A 15,593-nucleotide genomic window follows, 5' to 3' on the forward strand; every position below is an offset into this window, starting at 1 on the left:
GGCTCCTGTGGGAGCGGGCTTGTCCCGCGAATGGGCCGGCACTGGCGTAAGCGCATCGAGCAGATTATCGTGCACCTTTCGATCCCAGGATGGACCTGCACCATGAGCGACGCCAACCGCGACCTGATCACCCGCTTCTACCAGGCCTTCCAGCGGCTGGATGCCGAGGCCATGGTGGCCTGTTACAGCGACGATATCGTCTTCAGCGACCCGGTCTTCGGTACCCTGCGCGGCAAGGATGCAGGCGACATGTGGCGGATGCTCACCACCCGCGCCAAGGACTTCACCCTCACCTTCGGCAACGTCCGTGCGGACGAACGCGGTGGCAGTGCGCACTGGGTCGCGACCTACCTGTTCAGCCAGACCGGCCGTACTGTGGTCAACGCTATCCAGGCACGTTTCGTCATTCGCGATGGCTTGATTTGCCAGCATGACGACAGCTTCGACCTTTGGCGCTGGTCGCGCCAGGCATTGGGGGCCCCCGGGGTGCTGCTGGGCTGGTCGCCGCTGATTCAGAACAAGGTGCGCCAGCAGGCGTTCAAAGGCCTGCGGGCGTTCCAGCACAGCCAAGGCAACTAACGGAAAGAGCAGGCGTCGTGAGTGAAGCAGTGCCGGATCAGGCAGTAAAACCTTGGTATGTGTACCTGGTGCGGGCGGCCAATGGGTCACTGTATTGCGGGATCAGCGATGACCCGCAGCGGCGCTTTCTGGCGCATCAGAAAGGGCAAGGGGCGCGGTACTTCAAGACCAGCCCGGCGCAGGCGCTGGTGTATGTCGAGCAGTGGCCCGACAAAGGCGAAGCGCTGCGCCAGGAGCGGCTGGTGAAGCGGCTGCGTAAATCGGCCAAGGAGGCGCTGGTGGCCTCGTTCAGCAACGCCTAGGGCGCGCTACGCGCCCCAGGCGGTATCAGTCCTTGCGCCGCTTCAGCTGATCGATCAACTGCGTCGGCAGCCCCTTGATGATCAAGGTCCCCGCCACCTCGTCATACTCCACCTTGTCGCCCAGCAGGTGCGCCTCGAAGCTGATCGACAGCCCCTCGGCACGGCCAGTGAAGCGGCGGAACTGGTTGAGGGTGCGTTTGTCTGCAGGGATCTCCGGCGACAGGCCGTAGTCTTTGTTGCGGATGTGGTCGTAAAACGCCTTCGGGCGGTCTTCGTCGATCAGGCTGGACAGTTCTTCAAGGGTCACCGGCTCGCCCAGCTTGGTTTGGGTGGTGGCGTAGTCGACCAGGGTCTGGGTCTTCTCGCGGGCCGATGCCTCCGGCAAGTCTTCGCTTTCGACGAAGTCGCTGAAGGCCTTGAGCAGGGTACGGGTTTCACCTGGGCCGTCGACGCCCTCCTGGCAGCCGATGAAGTCACGGAAGTAGTCGGAGACTTTCTTGCCGTTCTTGCCTTTGATGAACGAGATGTACTGCTTGGAATTCTGGTTGTTCTTCCACTCGGACAGGTTGATGCGCGCCGCCAGGTGCAGTTGGCCGAGGTCCAGGTGGCGCGATGGCGTCACGTCGAGGTCCGCGTTCACCGCCACGCCTTCGCTGTGGTGCAGCAGGGCGATCGCCAGGTAATCGGTCATGCCTTGCTGGTAGTGGGCGAACAGGATGTGCCCGCCGGTGGACAGGTTGGACTCTTCCATCAGCTTTTGCAGGTGTTCGACGGCGATGCGGCTGAACGCCGCGAAGTCCTTTTCTGCTTCCAGGTACTGCTTCAACCAGCCACTGAGCGGGTAGGCACCCGATTCGCCGTGGAAGTAGCCCCACGCCTTGCCTTGCTTGGCGTTGTAGCTGTCGTTGAGGTCGGCCAGCAGGTTTTCGATGGCATCGGAGGCGCCCAGTTCGGTATCGCGTGCGTGCAGCACGGCGGGGCTGCCATCGGGCTTCTTGTCGATCAGGTGAACGATACAATGACGGATTGGCATGAAGTCCTCGGCGAGTCTGGGGGGCGGTGCACGGCCGTGCTGCAAAAGTCGTCCAGTTTACCCCAGAGACAAGGTGATGCAGTGGCCGGATGTTGGCAGAAATGCCGGTTGTTCGTTTTTTGTTCAGTTTTGTGCGTTTTAAGCTAAAACCCCCGAAAAACCTGCATTAAATCGAAGTGCGCAGCGGATATTTATCCATTCCTGTGGTAGCTTTGCGCGGTCTTGCGCCCCTCGCGTGGCGCATTGCTGGCAGCACGCTAGCGTCGTGTCGAACCAAACGCCGATTTACGTATCTACATACGCGATTGGCGCGGCCCTCCAGAATTCAGGGGCTGGCCCGATAACGTCGTAGCTCGCTGCTTAACTACTGAATTTGATAGGGAAGGAACATCACCATGGCATTGACCAAAGACCAACTGATTGCCGACATCGCCGAATCGATCGCCGCGCCAAAAGCCACCGCCAAAAACGCACTGGAGCAACTGGGCCAGATCGTTGCTGACCAACTGGAAAACGGCGCTGAAATCACCCTGCCAGGCATCGGCAAGCTGAAAGTCTCCGAGCGTCCTGCCCGTACCGGCCGCAACCCTTCGACTGGCGCTGCCATCGAAATCGCTGCCAAGAAAGTCGTCAAGTTCGTGCCAGCCAAAGTGCTGACCGACGCCATCAACAAGTAATTGTTGACGCTGTGATGAAACCGCGCCCGGCTTGCCCGGGCGCGGTTTTTTTCAGCCTTGTGTTTTACGCCGTGCGTGCCAGGCCTGGCGCGCGTTGTCGTCCTGGAAGCTCCAGGCGACCATGCGGCTCTGCTTCTGCCCTTGGCCCATCTCGATGATGCGCACGGCCTTGGCGCCCGCTTTTTTCAGCGCAGCCTCGATGCCTGGCAGGTTGCTGGCCTTGGACACCAGGCTGGTGAACCACAGCACGCTTTCGGCGTACTGCGCGCTTTCCCCGACCAGTTGCGTCACGAAGCGGATCTCGCCGCCCTCACACCACAGTTCGTTGTTCTGGCCGCCGAAATTGAGCACGGGCAGTTTGCGCTTGGGGTCCTGCTTGCCCAGGTTTTTCCACTTGCGCTGGCTGCCGCGGGTGGCTTCCTCGCGTGAGGCATGGAAGGGCGGGTTGCACAGGGTCAGGTCGAAGCGCTCGTCCGCCTGCAACAGGCCGCTGAGAATGTGCGTGCGGTTGGCCTGCTGGCGCAGGGTGATGGCCTTGCTCAGGCCATTGGCCTGGACGATGGCCTTGGCCGACGCCAGTGCCACAGGGTCGATATCCGACCCCAGGAAGCGCCAGCGGTAGTCGCTGTGGCCGATCAGCGGGTAGATACAGTTGGCACCCACGCCGATGTCCAATGCGCGCACCTGGGCGCCCTTGGGGATCTCACCCGCATTGTCTTCGCCCAGCAGGTCGGCGAGCACATGGATGTAGTCGGCGCGACCGGGGATGGGCGGGCACAGGTAGTCGGCGGGGATGTCCCAGTGCTGGATACCGTACTGGGCCTTGAGCAAGGCGCGGTTGAACACCCGTACCGCCTCGGGGTTGGCGAAGTCGATGCTGGGTTTGCCGTGCGGGTTGGTGATGGTGAAGCGGGCCAGGTCAGGGTGGGCCTTGATCAGGCTGGGGAAGTCGTAGCGACCCTGGTGGCGGTTGCGCGGGTGCAGGGTGGGTTTCTGGGTCATGGTCAGGTCCGGTGCTGCAGGTGCTGGCCAGGGGGCCGCTGTGCGGCCCCTTCGCGGCACAAGGCCGCTCCCACAGGATAGTGGGGCTCCTTGAAGGCAGCGCGATTCCTGTGGGAGCGGCCTTGTGCCGCGAACGAGGGCGAAGCCCTCGCTGGTCAGGTCAGCATTGTCAGGTTACAGCGCTGCAATCCGCGCATGCTGCTCGGTGAAGTTGGCCAGGGCCTGTTCGGACTCTGCCAGCTTGGCGCGTTCCTTCTCGATCACCGCAGGCGGTGCCTTGTCGACGAAGGCAGCGTTGGACAGCTTGCCGCCCACGCGCTGGACTTCACCCTGCAGACGCTGGATCTCCTTGTTCAGGCGAGCCAGTTCGGCGTCCTTGTCGATCAGGCCGGCCATCGGCACCAGTACCTGCAGATCACCCACCAGTGCGGTGGCCGACAGTGGCGCTTCGTCGGCATCGCCAAGCACGGTGAACGACTCGACCTTGGCCAGTTTCTTCAGCAGGGCTTCGTTTTCCTGCAGGCGGCGCTGGTCGTCGGCATTGGCGTTTTTCAGGAACAGAGGCAACGGCTTGCCCGGGCCGATGTTCATTTCGGCGCGGATGTTGCGCAGGCCGACCATCAGCTCCTTGAGCCACTCGATGTCACCTTCGGCAGCGGCATCAATGCGGCTTTCATTGGCCACCGGCCACGGCTGCAGCATGATGGTCTTGCCCTGAATGCCAGCCAGCGGCGCGATGCGCTGCCAGATTTCTTCAGTGATGAACGGCATGAACGGGTGCGCCAGGCGCAGGGCCACTTCCAGCACGCGCACCAGGGTGCGACGGGTGCCACGGGCGCGCTCGACCGGGGCGTTCTCGTCCCACAGCACAGGCTTGGAGAGTTCCAGGTACCAGTCGCAATACTGGTTCCAGATGAACTCATACAGGGCCTGGCTGGCCAGGTCGAAGCGGAACTGCTCCAGCTGGCGGGTCACTTCGGCTTCGGTACGCTGCAGTTGCGAGATGATCCAGCGGTCGGCCAGCGACAGCTCGTAGGCTTCGCCGTTCTGGCCGCAGTCCTCGCCCTTGTCCAGCACGTAGCGGGCGGCGTTCCAGATCTTGTTGCAGAAGTTGCGGTAGCCTTCGACGCGGCCCATGTCGAACTTGATGTCGCGGCCGGTCGAGGCCAGCGAGCAGAACGTGAAGCGCAGGGCGTCGGTGCCGTAGCTGGCGATGCCGTCCGGGAACTCGGCCTTGGTCTGCTTGGCGATCTTCTCGGCAAGCTTGGGCTGCATCATGCCGCTGGTGCGTTTTTCCAACAGGGCGTCGAGGGTGATGCCGTCGACGATGTCCAGCGGGTCCAGGACGTTACCCTTGGACTTGGACATCTTCTGGCCCTGGCCATCGCGCACCAGGCCGTGCACGTACACGGTCTTGAACGGAACCTGCGGGGTGCCGTCCTCGTTCTTGATCAGGTGCATGGTCAGCATGATCATGCGCGCAACCCAGAAGAAGATGATGTCGAAGCCGGTGACCAGCACATCGGTGGAGTGGAACTTCTTGAGGAACTCGGTCTGTTCTGGCCAGCCCAGCGTCGAGAAGGTCCACAGGCCCGAGCTGAACCAGGTGTCGAGTACGTCGTCGTCCTGGCGCAGGGCAACATCGGCGCCCAGGTTGTGCTTGGCGCGGACTTCAGCCTCGTCACGGCCGACATAGACCTGGCCGGCCTCGTCGTACCATGCCGGGATGCGGTGGCCCCACCACAGCTGGCGGCTGATGCACCAGTCCTGAATGTCGCGCATCCAGGAGAAATACATGTTCTCGTACTGCTTGGGCACGAACTGGATGCGGCCATCTTCCACGGCGGCGATGGCAGGCTCTGCCAGCGGCTTGGTGGAGACATACCACTGGTCGGTCAGCCAGGGTTCGATGACAGTGCCCGAACGGTCGCCTTTCGGCACTTTCAAGGCGTGGTCGTCGATGCTGACCAGCAGGCCCTGGGCATCAAGGTCGGCGACGATCTGCTTACGCGCGACAAAGCGGTCGAGGGTGGCGTACTGGGCGGGCAGGGTGGTGTCGACCTGCTCGTTGACGCTGCCGTCGAGGTTGAAGGCCTGGGCATTGGCCAGGACCATCGCGTTCTTGTCAAAGATGTTCAGCAGCGGCAGGTTGTGGCGCTTGCCGACTTCGTAGTCGTTGAAGTCGTGTGCCGGGGTGATCTTCACGCAGCCGGTGCCGAATTCCGGGTCGCAGTAGTCGTCGGCGATGATCGGGATGCGGCGGCCGACCAACGGCAGCTCGACGAACTTGCCGATCAGGGCCTGGTAGCGCTCGTCGTTCGGGTTGACCGCGACGGCAGCGTCACCCAGCAGGGTTTCCGGACGCGTGGTGGCAACCACCAGGTAGTCCTTGCCTTCGGCGGTCTTGGCGCCGTCGGCCAGCGGGTAGCGCAGGTTCCACAGGTGGCCCTTCTCGTCGTGGTTTTCCACTTCGAGGTCGGAGATGGCCGTGTGCAGCTTGGTGTCCCAGTTGACCAGGCGTTTGCCGCGGTAGATCAGGCCGTCTTCGTGCAGGCGCACGAAGGCTTCCTTGACGGCTTCGGACAGGCCGTCGTCCATGGTGAAGCGCTCACGGCTCCAGTCGACCGACGAGCCCAGGCGACGGATCTGACGGCTGATGTTGCCGCCGGACTGGTCCTTCCACTCCCAGACTTTTTCCAGGAACTGTTCGCGACCCAGGTCATGACGGTTCTGGCCTTTGGCTTCGAGCTGGCGCTCGACCAGCATCTGCGTGGCGATACCGGCGTGGTCGGTGCCCGGCTGCCACAGGGTGTCGCGACCCTGCATGCGGCGGAAACGGATCAGGGCGTCCATGATCGCGTTGTTGAACCCATGGCCCATGTGCAGGCTGCCAGTGACGTTCGGCGGCGGGATCATGATGGTGTAGGACTCACCTGCACCTTGTGGAGCGAAATAGTTCTCGGACTCCCAGGTGTTGTACCAGGAAGTTTCGATGGCGTGCGGCTGGTAGGTCTTATCCATGCGCGGCGGGACCCTGTGCATTTATTCGGGAAAGCCGAAAAGTATAACGAAGGCACAGGGTTTAGGCGACAGGCCGGGGGCTGCTTTGCAGCCCTTTCGCGACACAAGGCCGCGCCCACAGGCACCGCGATCCCTGTAGGCGCGGCCTTGTGCCGCGAATGGGCCGCAAAGCGGCCCCGAAATATCACTCAGAACGCTTGATCAAGCGCTCGATACGCGCATCCAGCCGGCGCTTGATTTCGTTCTCGATATGCGGGGTAAAGTCATTGATCACGTCTTGCATGATCGCCTGCGCTGCGGCGCGCAGCTCGCTTTCCAGGTGCAGCAAGGTGTCCTGGCGGCGGGTTTGCGGGTCTTCCTCAGGGGCTGCGGCGATCGGCTCGACGGCCGGCACGGCGTTAACGCCGGGCTCGTCCAGCAACAGTGGAATCTGCTCCACCGTCTCGGTCAGCAGCGGCGGTTGCAGGTCGGCGTCGCCAAGCAACTGGCGGATCGACTCGAGGTCATCGAGCAGATGGGCGGAGTCGGGTAAAGGGGAAGGCTTGTCCATCGTCGTCAAAGTCGCTGTAAGCGGTGGTCTTGCAGAGCATAGCCCTGTTCGCGGTAGAAACGGAACCGCTCACGGGCCGATTGGCGGATGCCTGGCTCCTCGACGACGATCTCGGCCACCCGTTCGAACTGGCCGACGAACGCGGGCACGCCAGCGCCCAGGTTGATCAGCAGGTCACTGTGTTGCCCGGCATCTTCAGCAATCCCTAAGGCCACCGTGGCATCCGCGTGCAACTCCGCGAGGTCGTGGGGCACGAAGGCTTCGCCCTTGAAGTGCCAGAGGCGTTGGTCCAGTTCGCTGCGCTGTTCGGCATCCTGGCAATGCAGGTAGACCCGGTGGCCGAGGCGCCAGGCTTTTTCGCACAGCTTGCAGGCGAAATCGAGCCGCGCCGACAAGGCGTCGGTGGGCAGGATGTAAAAATCGACTTTGCTCATGGTGGTCTCTGCCGGCCGGTGGCGCGCAAGGCGCCACCGGCCTCACGGCATCAGGCGCCAGCGCGGTCCAGCAGGTACTGGGTCAGCAGCGGGACCGGGCGGCCAGTGGCGCCCTTGTCCTTGCCACCGCTGACCCAGGCCGTGCCGGCGATGTCCATGTGCGCCCAGTTGTAGGCCTTGGCGAAGCGCGACAGGAAGCAGCCTGCGGTGATGGTGCCGGCCTTCGGCCCACCGATGTTGCCCATGTCGGCGAACGGGCTGTCCAGTTGTTCCTGGTACTCGTCGAACAGCGGCAGCTGCCAGGCACGGTCGTCGGCGCGCTTGCCGGCATCCAGCAGTTGGCCGACCAGGTCGTCGTCGTTGCCCATCAGGCCCGAGGTATGGCTACCCAGGGCGACGATGCAAGCGCCGGTCAGGGTGGCGATGTCGATCACCGCCTGGGGCTTGAAGCGTTCGGCGTAGGTCAGGGCGTCGCACAGCACCAGGCGGCCTTCGGCGTCGGTGTTGAGGATTTCGACGGTCTGGCCGCTCATGGTGGTGACGATGTCGCCCGGGCGGGTAGCGCCGCCGCTCGGCATGTTTTCAGCGCAGGCCAGCAGGCACACCAGGTTGATCGGCAGCTGCAGTTCGAGCACCGCACGCAGGGTGCCGAACACGCTGGCGGCGCCACACATGTCGTATTTCATCTCGTCCATGCCGGCGCCTGGCTTGAGGCTGATGCCACCGGTGTCGAAGGTGATGCCCTTGCCCACCAGCACGAACGGCTTGTCTGCCTTCTTGCCGCCCTGGTAATTGAGGACGATCAGGCGTGGCGGCTGGTCGCTGCCCTGGCCCACGGCGTAGAACGCGCCCATGCCCAGGTCTTTGATCTTTTTCTCGTCGAGCACTTCGACCTTGAGGCCTTTGTGCGCCTTGCCCAGCTCCTTGGCCTGTTCGGCGAGGAAGCTTGGGTGGCACAGGTTGGGCGGCAGGTTGCCCAGGTCGCGGGTGAAGGCCATGCCGGTGGCAATCGCCGTGGCGTGCTTGACGGCACGCTCGACCTCGGCCAGGCCGGCCTTGTCGGCCAGCAGGGTGACCTTTTTCAGGGCGCGTGGCTCGGCCTTTTGGCTTTTGAAACGGTCGAACACGTATTCGCCGTCTTGCAGGGTCTCGGCCAGCAGGCGGTACTTGCCGTAGTGGGCGTCGCGGTTGCTGACGGCGATATCATCCAGGGCGAGCACGGCGTCGCCACCGTTGAGGCCTTTCAGGACGCCGGCGACGCTGGCCACCAGTTTGCGCCAGGCGCGGTCGCCCAGGGCTTCGTCCTTGCCGCTGCCAACCAGCAGCACGCGTTCGGCCTTCAGGCCTGGCAGGCTGTGCAGCAGCAGGGTCTGCCCCGGTTTACCGGCCAGGTCGCCACGTTTGAGCACGGCGCTGATGGCACCTTCGCAGGCTTGGTCGACGGCCTTGGCAACAGCGCCGAGCTTGCGGCCTTCACCTACCGGTACAACCAGCGTGGCGGTTTTTACGGATGCAGCAGCTACGCTTTTTACAACCAGTTCCATGTCAGGGTCCCCGAATGATCGATACAGTTGGCGCTTTGCATTCAAGCGCTCTGGGCGGGCCAGGCCGCGTGGTCGCGTACCCGTGGAAAAGCTGCCAGTTTGAGCCTGCGGCCAGCGTGCTGACAACCCTGTTTTGCGGCTTCATGCGCGGCCAAGTGACAGGGGCGGTCAATCACAGGATAATGCGCGCACTTTACATGGAGGTTCGCCTGTGGCGAACCGACATTGGTCTTGGCTGTACTAAGTCATTGTTTGGCGCCAATGTTTGGCAGTCCGCCCTGACAACCCAGGAGTGTCTGGTTTGATCGTCTTTCGTTATCTGTCCCGCGAGGTCCTGGTGACCTTGAGCGCCGTCAGCGCCGTGCTGCTGGTGATCATCATGAGTGGGCGTTTCATCAAGTACCTGGCCCAGGCGGCGCAGGGCGTGCTCGACCCGAGCGTGCTGTTCCTGATCATGGGCTTCCGCCTGCCGGGTTTCTTGCAACTGATCCTGCCTTTGGGGCTATTCCTCGGCATTTTGCTGGCCTACGGCCGTTTGTACCTGGAAAGCGAAATGACCGTGCTGTCGGCCACGGGCATGAGCCAGCAGCGCCTGCTGGGCCTGACCATGGCGCCCGCCGCCCTGGTGGCCTTGCTGGTTGCCTGGCTGAGCCTGAGCCTGGCGCCCCTGGGCGTGGCCCAGGTGCAGCAGATCATCAGCCAGCAGGACGCCCTGACCGAGTTCGACACCCTGGTGCCTGGGCGTTTCCAGACCCTGCGTGATGGCTCACGGGTGACCTACACCGAGCAGCTGTCGGACGACCGCATCAACCTTGGTGGCGTGTTCATCTCCGAAAAACGCTTCAACCAGGACAAAACCAAGGACCGCGCCCCGTCGGTACTGGTCGCCGAAAAAGGCCACCAGGAAGTGCAGGCCGATGGTAACCGCTACCTGGTGCTGGAAAACGGCTACCGCTACGACGGCAACCCTGGTCAGGCCGATTACCGTGCCATCAAGTACGACACCTATGGCGTACTGCTGCCCAAGCCTGAAGTCAGCGAGGAAGTGACCGAGCGCGAAGCTATTCCGACTTCGCAATTGTTCGGCCAGGAGGGCTTGCGCGAACGCGCCGAGCTGCAATGGCGGTTGTCGTTGCCGATCCTGGTCTTCGTCGTGACCCTGTTGGCAGTGCCGCTGTCGCGGGTCAACCCACGCCAGGGGCGCTTCCTCAAGTTGCTGCCGGCGATTCTTCTGTACATGGCCTACCTGACAATGCTGATTTCCGTACGCGGCGCCCTCGAGAAGGGCAAATTGCCGATCGCCCTGGGCATGTGGTGGGTGCACGGCCTGTTCTTGCTGATCGGGCTTGGGCTGATGTACTGGGAACCGCTGAGCCTCAAACGCGCTGCCCGTCGTGCGGAGGTGGCCCGTGGTTAAACTGGATCGCTACATCGGCATGAGCGTGCTCATGGCCATTTTGGCCGTGCTGGGGATCATCCTCGGCCTGGCTTCGCTGTTCGCCTTCATCGATGAGATGAGTGACCTGAGCGACACCTACACGGTGATGGATGCCGGCTGGTTCACGCTGCTGACCGCACCGCGCCGTTTGTATGACATGTTGCCGATGGCGGCATTGATTGGCTGCCTGATCGGCCTGGGCAGCCTGGCCAGCAGCAGCGAACTGACCATCATGCGCGCTGCCGGTGTATCCATCGGCCGTATCGTCTGGGCGGTCATGAAGCCGATGCTGGTGCTGATGCTGGTGGGCGTGTTGATTGGCGAGTACGTGGCGCCGGTCACCGAAAACAAGGCCCAGGCCGACCGTTCCCTGGCCCAGGGTGGCGGTGAGGCGCAGAGCTCCAAGCGGGGTATGTGGCACCGTCAGGGCGAAGAGTTCGTGCACATCAACGCCGTGCAGCCCAATGGTTTGTTGCTGGGCGTGACCCGCTACCGTTTCGACAGTGAGCGCAAGATCGTCACCTCCAGCTTCGCCCGCCGGGCGCAGTACAACGACGACCACTGGCAGCTCAGCGACGTAAGCACCACGTATTTCCGTGGTGACCACACCGAAGTGGTGAAGACGCCGGAAGAGCGCTGGGACGTTTCGGTCACGCCGCAACTGCTCAATACCGTGATCCTGGCGCCGGAATCGCTGTCCATTACCGGCTTGTGGGAGTACATCCACTACCTGTCCGACCAAGGCTTGAACAATGCCCGCTACTGGCTGGCGTTCTGGACCAAGGTGTTGCAGCCGGCCGTGACCGCGGCACTGGTGCTGATGGCGATTTCCTTCATCTTCGGCCCCCTGCGCTCGGTGACCCTCGGCCAGCGGGTATTCACCGGTGTGCTGGTGGGCTTCGTGTTCCGCATCGCGCAGGACCTGCTAGGCCCTTCGAGCCAGGTGTTCGGGTTCCCGCCGTTGCTGGCGGTCGTGATACCGGCCGGGATCTGCGCACTGGCAGGGTTGTGGTTACTCCGCCGAGCGGGTTGAGGGTTTGATCGATGTACAAAAGCCGACCTCAGGGTCGGCTTTTTTGAGGGTTCAATTCTGGCTTTAGGCGTGTGCTTGACCTTGGCCTGTAGGAACAGCCTTGTGCTGCGAAGAGGCCGGGGACAGCACAATCAATCTTGGCTGCTGTCACGGGCCTCTTCGCAGCACAAGGCTGCTCCTACAGAGGCGGTGGCCGCATTGAAGAGTGTGCGTAACTGCGCGTCATTTCTTCTGCTTCGGCACCCGCACCAACTGTGTCTCCGAATAGATGTCATGCCACCCGCGTTTGCGCTTGTCGATCAACGCCCAGAAAAACCCCAGCCCCAGGCACAGCCACGACGCGATCGAGACCACGAAGCGCAACAGCGCCTGCCACAGGCTGATGGCACTGCCATCGGTATTCTGCACCCGCACGCCCCACACCTGCATGCCCAGGGTCTGCCCGCCGTGGGTCCAGAATTTGGCAAAGAAACCAAACAGTGCGAACACCAGAATCGTCGACAACAACGGGTCGCCATCCAGCGCCCCGGCATCGGTCAGCTCACGCATGCGGGCCTCGCCGATAATCGCCATCTGGATCATCTTGTAAGCGCCCGCCGTTACGATCAGCAGGGCAGTGCACAGCAAAAAGTCATAGAACATCGCCGCCAGCCGGCGGCCTAGCCCAGCGGGCGGAAAGTCACCCTGAGGCAAGAGGGGAGGCTTGGACATTACGCTGCAGCTCCAGATGGCAAAGGCCCATTTTAGGGAACTGCGGGCAAAAAAAAGCCCCTGCGCGTCAACGCAGGGGCTCTTTTTTAGGGATTATCAGGCTTCGGCCTGGACTTCGTCAGCCTGCATGCCTTTTTGGCCTTGAACGGCTACGAAGGTAACCTTCTGGCCTTCTTTCAGGCTTTTGAAGCCGTTGCCTTGAATGGCACGGAAGTGTACGAACAGATCCGGACCGCTGTCTGGAGTGATGAAACCGTAACCTTTCTCGTCATTGAACCACTTGACGGTACCGTTCTGACGCTGTGTCATTTTCTTATTTCCTATGAATCTATTAATTTGATAACAGTTACTTTCACATCGTTATTGAATGAAAGCTGACTGGGCTGGGTTGCTGGAAAGTAAGAGACGTCGAACGGGTTGTAGCAGATTGCGGCTACTGGCCCAGGTCACGAACTGTTGCGACCCATGCAAACACAGTGCAGTGACTCTACGCCAACTCCTGCGCGAAAAACAAGCCCTTGCTCGTCAGGAAAACTGGGCTTTTGCCGATAGCCGAACAATTTGTCGCAAACGGCATGGCGCCTGGGCTGGCGCCATGTTCGTTCGTTATTGAACAGGTTCGAAATCGAATAGGGCGAGCCTGTTCACCGACCTCATGTTCTGCATTCAGCCACGGTAGTAACGTTGCGGTACGAAAGGCATTTTGCTGACTTTCAAGGCAACCTTCTTGCCCCGTACCAATGCAAACAGTGATGTGTCTAGCGCGCCATGTTCGATATCGACATAACCCATTGCAACCGGTGCGCCAAGTGTTGGGCCAAAGCCACCACTGCAGACTTTGCCCACCGGGTTACCGTATGCATCGACAATCTCTGCGCTTTCTCGTACCGGTGTACGTTCTTGCGGCAGCAAGCCGACACGCTTTTGTTTTACACCGTGCTGCTGCTGGCCAAAGATGATGTCAGCACCGGGGAAGCCGCCAGCACGTTCGCCGTCGGCGCGGCGCACTTTCGAGATGGCCCACAGCAGGCTGGCCTGAATCGGCGTGGTCTGGGTGTTCATGTCGTGGCCATAGAGGCACAGGCCGGCTTCCAGGCGCAGCGAGTCGCGCGCACCCAGGCCGATGGGTTGCACTTCGGGCTCGGCCAGCAGGCGGCGGGCCAGGGCGTCAGCGGCGTTGGCCGGCACCGAAATTTCGTAACCGTCTTCACCGGTGTAACCTGAACGGCTGACGTAGCAGTCTTCGCCGAGCAGGGTGACCGGGCGGAACTGCATGAAGGTCATGCCAGCCACTTCCGGGGCCAGGCGTTCCAGCACCTTGACCGCCGCCGGGCCTTGCAGGGCCAGCAGCGCGCGGGCCTCGAACAGCGGCTGAATCTCGCAGCGGCTGCCGATGTGTTGTTGCAGGTGGGCCAGGTCCTGGTCCTTGCAGGCGGCGTTCACCACCAGGAACAGCACGTCATCGCCCAGGTTGGCGACCATCAGGTCGTCGAGGATGCCGCCTTGTTCGTTGGTGAACATGGCATAGCGCTGCATGCCCACTGGCAGGTCGATGATGTCCACGGGCACCAGGCTTTCCAGCGCCTTGGCAGCGTCGCTGCCGCGCAGGATGATCTGGCCCATGTGCGAGACGTCGAACAGGCCTGCCTGCTCGCGGGTGTGCAGGTGCTCCTTGAGCACGCCCAGCGGGTATTGCACCGGCATGTCATAGCCGGCGAATGGCACCATGCGCGCGCCCAGCTCGAGGTGCAGGGCGTGCAGCGGGGTCTTGAGCAGTGTTTCGGACATCAGTGACTCCTTGGTGTTGTTATCGGGTCAACACTCGATGATGTTGACGGCCAGACCGCCGCGGGCGGTCTCCTTGTATTTGCTTTTCATGTCGGCGCCGGTCTGGCGCATGGTGCGGATGACTTTGTCGAGCGAGACGAAGTGCTGCCCGTCACCGCGCAAGGCCATGCGCACGGCGTTGATCGCCTTCACCGAGCCCATGGCGTTGCGCTCGATGCAGGGCACTTGAACCAACCCACCAATCGGGTCGCAGGTCAGGCCCAGGTTGTGTTCCATGCCGATCTCGGCGGCGTTCTCGACCTGTTGCACGCTACCGCCCATGACTTCGCACAGGGCTCCGGCGGCCATCGAGCAGGCCACGCCAACTTCGCCCTGGCAGCCAACCTCGGCGCCGGAGATGGAGGCATTTTCTTTGTAGAGAATGCCGATGGCCGCCGCCGTGAGCAGAAAGCGCACCACGCCGTCTTCGCTGGCACCCGGTACAAAGCGCATGTAGTAGTGCAAGACCGCCGGGACGATGCCCGCGGCGCCATTGGTGGGTGCGGTGACCACGCGGCCGCCGTAGGCGTTCTCTTCGTTTACCGCCAGCGCGTAGAGGTTGACCCAGTCGAGCACCGACAGCGCATCGCGCAGGCTGGCTTCCGGGTGTTGGCTGAGTTGCCGGTACAACGCCGGTGCCCGGCGCTTGACCTTGAGCCCACCCGGCAAAATGCCTTCATGGCGGTAACCGGCCTCGACGCAATCCTGCATCACCTGCCAGATACGCAGCAGGCCGGCACGGGTCTCGGCCTCCGGGCGCCAGGCCGCCTCGTTGGCCAGCATCACCTGGCTGATCGACAGGTGTTGCGCGGTGCAGTGCCCGAGCAGCGCCTTGGCGGACTTGAATGGGTAGGGCAGCGGCGTGCTGTCCTCGACGATACGGTCGTGGCCGGCAGCGTCCTCGTCGACCACGAAACCGCCGCCTACCGAGTAGTACTCGCGGCTGCGGATCTGCAGGCCGGCGTGGTCGAAGGCGCGGAAGATCATGCCGTTGGGGTGGTAGGCCAGTGGCTTGCGGATCATCGCCAGGTGCTGCTTTTCGACGAACGCGATGCCGTGTTCGCCGAGCAGGCGCAGGTGGCCGCTGTCGCGGATGGCCTGCAGGCGGGCGGGGATGGCTTCGGTATCGACGGTATCGGGGTGCTCGCCTTCCAGGCCGAGTAACACCGCCTTGTCGCTGCCGTGGCCTTTACCCGTGGCGCCGAGCGAGCCATACAGCTCGGCCTTGACGCTGACCGTGCTGGCCAGCAGGCCGTCGCGGCGCAGGCCTTCGGCAAAACGTGCGGCGGCGCGCATTGGGCCGACCGTGTGGGAGCTGGAGGGGCCGATGCCGATCTTGAACAGGTCGAAGACGCTCAGTGACATGCTGCTTCCTCCGTTTAAACCGTTGGGGCTGCTGCGCAGCCCATCGCCGGCAAGCCAGCTCCCACAGGGATGGCGCA

Annotated in this window: 15 protein-coding genes; 5 read left to right on the forward strand and 10 right to left on the reverse strand. The window is 62.6% G+C overall.

The window, feature by feature from the left end; all coding sequences use genetic code 11:
* Positions 1-102 precede the first annotated feature (102 nt).
* Entirely contained in the window at positions 103-579 is a 477-nt protein-coding gene (locus HU764_RS02955; protein WP_186675660.1) for a nuclear transport factor 2 family protein, read from the forward strand.
* A gap of 17 nt (positions 580-596) precedes the next feature.
* On the forward strand, positions 597-881 hold the full coding sequence (locus HU764_RS02960) for a GIY-YIG nuclease family protein (RefSeq protein ID WP_027595624.1): 285 nt from the start codon (positions 597-599) through the stop codon (positions 879-881).
* 25 nt (positions 882-906) lie between these two features.
* Here the strand turns inward: HU764_RS02960 and yejK are convergent, their stop codons facing one another.
* Positions 907-1,914 (reverse strand): nucleoid-associated protein YejK, encoded by a 1,008-nt coding sequence (yejK, locus tag HU764_RS02965; RefSeq protein ID WP_186675662.1) that lies wholly within the window; start codon positions 1,912-1,914, stop codon positions 907-909.
* A gap of 395 nt (positions 1,915-2,309) precedes the next feature.
* Between yejK and HU764_RS02970 the strand changes: the two genes are divergently transcribed.
* Positions 2,310-2,591, forward strand: coding sequence for an HU family DNA-binding protein (locus HU764_RS02970; RefSeq protein WP_003255106.1), 282 nt, complete (start codon positions 2,310-2,312; stop codon positions 2,589-2,591).
* Between the two features lie 51 nt (positions 2,592-2,642).
* Here HU764_RS02970 and rlmF read toward each other — a convergent pair whose 3' ends face one another.
* The 5 genes from rlmF to HU764_RS02995 form a co-directional block, all read right to left on the reverse strand.
* Complete coding sequence (rlmF, locus tag HU764_RS02975) at positions 2,643-3,593, reverse strand: 23S rRNA (adenine(1618)-N(6))-methyltransferase RlmF (protein WP_027595626.1); 951 nt, start codon at positions 3,591-3,593, stop codon at positions 2,643-2,645.
* 174 nt (positions 3,594-3,767) lie between these two features.
* A complete protein-coding gene (locus tag HU764_RS02980) occupies positions 3,768-6,614 on the reverse strand; it encodes a valine--tRNA ligase (protein ID WP_027595627.1) in 2,847 nt (948 codons plus the stop codon).
* Between the two features lie 184 nt (positions 6,615-6,798).
* Positions 6,799-7,164: a DNA polymerase III subunit chi gene (locus HU764_RS02985; protein WP_186703515.1), complete on the reverse strand. Its 366-nt coding sequence runs from the start codon at positions 7,162-7,164 to the stop codon at positions 6,799-6,801.
* Between the two features lie 5 nt (positions 7,165-7,169).
* Positions 7,170-7,598, reverse strand: a complete 429-nt coding sequence (locus tag HU764_RS02990; protein ID WP_099428403.1) for a DNA polymerase III subunit chi — start codon at positions 7,596-7,598, stop codon at positions 7,170-7,172.
* Between the two features lie 50 nt (positions 7,599-7,648).
* A complete protein-coding gene (locus tag HU764_RS02995; RefSeq protein ID WP_186703516.1) occupies positions 7,649-9,142 on the reverse strand; it encodes a leucyl aminopeptidase in 1,494 nt (497 codons plus the stop codon).
* A 301-nt stretch (positions 9,143-9,443) separates the two neighbouring features.
* On the opposite strand from HU764_RS02995, the gene lptF reads away from it, so the two are divergent.
* Positions 9,444-10,559, forward strand: a complete 1,116-nt coding sequence (gene lptF, locus HU764_RS03000) for an LPS export ABC transporter permease LptF (RefSeq protein WP_027595632.1) — start codon at positions 9,444-9,446, stop codon at positions 10,557-10,559.
* The gene (gene lptG, locus HU764_RS03005) at positions 10,552-11,613 is read left to right on the forward strand and encodes an LPS export ABC transporter permease LptG (RefSeq protein ID WP_099453018.1); all 1,062 of its coding nucleotides are present in this window, start codon (positions 10,552-10,554) and stop codon (positions 11,611-11,613) included. Before lptF ends, lptG begins: the two co-directional genes overlap by 8 nt.
* Before the next feature lie 222 nt (positions 11,614-11,835).
* On the opposite strand, the gene HU764_RS03010 is transcribed toward lptG, so the two are convergent.
* The 4 genes from HU764_RS03010 to HU764_RS03025 form a co-directional block, all read right to left on the reverse strand.
* Complete coding sequence (locus HU764_RS03010; protein WP_099428405.1) at positions 11,836-12,324, reverse strand: RDD family protein; 489 nt, start codon at positions 12,322-12,324, stop codon at positions 11,836-11,838.
* A gap of 96 nt (positions 12,325-12,420) precedes the next feature.
* On the reverse strand, positions 12,421-12,633 hold the full coding sequence (locus tag HU764_RS03015; RefSeq protein ID WP_186675667.1) for a cold-shock protein: 213 nt from the start codon (positions 12,631-12,633) through the stop codon (positions 12,421-12,423).
* 357 nt (positions 12,634-12,990) lie between these two features.
* The gene (gcvT, locus tag HU764_RS03020; protein ID WP_186676183.1) at positions 12,991-14,115 is read right to left on the reverse strand and encodes a glycine cleavage system aminomethyltransferase GcvT; all 1,125 of its coding nucleotides are present in this window, start codon (positions 14,113-14,115) and stop codon (positions 12,991-12,993) included.
* Between the two features lie 24 nt (positions 14,116-14,139).
* A complete protein-coding gene (locus HU764_RS03025; protein ID WP_186675668.1) occupies positions 14,140-15,516 on the reverse strand; it encodes an L-serine ammonia-lyase in 1,377 nt (458 codons plus the stop codon).
* Positions 15,517-15,593 lie beyond the last annotated feature (77 nt).

This window comes from Pseudomonas kermanshahensis (assembly GCF_014269205.2).
GTDB classification, from domain to species: Bacteria; Pseudomonadota; Gammaproteobacteria; order Pseudomonadales; family Pseudomonadaceae; genus Aquipseudomonas; species Aquipseudomonas kermanshahensis.